This window comes from Tepidimonas charontis, from assembly GCF_007556685.1.
Taxonomy (GTDB): Bacteria; Pseudomonadota; Gammaproteobacteria; order Burkholderiales; family Burkholderiaceae_C; genus Tepidimonas; species Tepidimonas charontis.
In genome coordinates, this window is record NZ_VJON01000097.1 from 1 (window position 1) to 1,149 (window position 1,149).

Annotated in this window: 1 protein-coding gene; it reads left to right on the forward strand. The window is 67.1% G+C overall.

Annotated features, from left to right (window positions below; translation table 11 throughout):
- The first annotated feature begins 64 nt into the window (after positions 1-64).
- Complete coding sequence (locus Tchar_RS13500; RefSeq protein WP_132963718.1) at positions 65-1,117, forward strand: IS30 family transposase; 1,053 nt, start codon at positions 65-67, stop codon at positions 1,115-1,117.
- Positions 1,118-1,149 lie beyond the last annotated feature (32 nt).

Consider the following 1,149-nt stretch of genomic DNA (forward strand, 5'->3'; position numbering starts at 1 on the left):
GGTGGAGTCAATAATCAAGTGCAACACCCCTGATCTGCCCTGCACTCGACCCTGCCGCCGTCCCATGGGAACCCACTACCAGCACCTGAGCGCCGAAGAGCGCGCCACCATCATGATCCTGCTGCAGCAGGGCTGCTCGGCACGCAGCATTGCCCGCACGCTGCGACGCTCGCCCTCGACGATCACGCGCGAGATCCAGCGTGCGCGGCAGTGGCCGCAGCGCTCGGCCTTCGTGCCGGCAGGCAGCAGCTGCACCTACGATGCGCGGGCAGCCGGCGCGCGTGCCTGCGCGATGCGGCTCAAGCGACGACGCCGTCCCAAGCTTCGCGAGGATGGGGTGCTCTTCGGGGTGGTGCACCACTTTCTGCTGGAGGGCTGGTCGCCGTCTCAGATTGCCGGCACACTCAGGCGCATGTGGCCCGACGATCTGCATCGCCGCGTCTCGCACGAGACCATCTACAACTGCATCTACGCGATGCCGCGCGGGGAGCTGCGCAAGGAACTCATCGCCTGTCTGAGGCGTGCGCAAGCCAAGCGCATGCCGCGCTCGCGTGGCCAAGACCGAAGGGGCCAGCTGCCCGAGGCCGTCAGCATCCACCTGCGTCCGCCCGAGGCCAACGATCGGGCCTTTCCTGGGCACTGGGAAGGCGACCTCCTCAAAGGGGCGGCCAACCGCTCGGCGGTGGGCGTGTTGGTGGAGCGCAGCTCGCGTCTGGTGATGCTGGCCAAACTCAAGGATGCCACCGCAGCCTCGGCCCTGGAGGGCTTCACCGCCAAGCTGCGCAGCATTGCTGAGCCGATGCGCAAGACCCTGACCTACGACCGCGGCAAGGAGATGGCGCGCCACCCCGAACTGACGGAGGCTACCGGCATCCGGGTCTACTTCTGCGACCCGCGCAGTCCGTGGCAGCGGGGCAGCTGCGAGAACATCAACGGCCTGCTGCGCCAGTACCTGCCCAAGGGTACGGACCTGTCGGCCTACAGCCAGGAAGAGCTCGATGCGATCGCCGACCGGCTCAACAACCGCCCGCGCGCCATCCACGGCTTCTACCCCCCGATCGCCGTCTACCAGGCCATGCTGGAGAAGGTCACCCAAACCAGCCACTCCCTTCAGTGATTCCACCGTTGCACTTGGTGCTTGATACCGCC

Coding starts and splice junctions, on each gene's coding strand:
- Tchar_RS13500 (WP_132963718.1), top strand. CDS start 65: ATGGGAACCCACTACCAGCACCTGAGCGCCGAAGAGCGCGCCACCATC.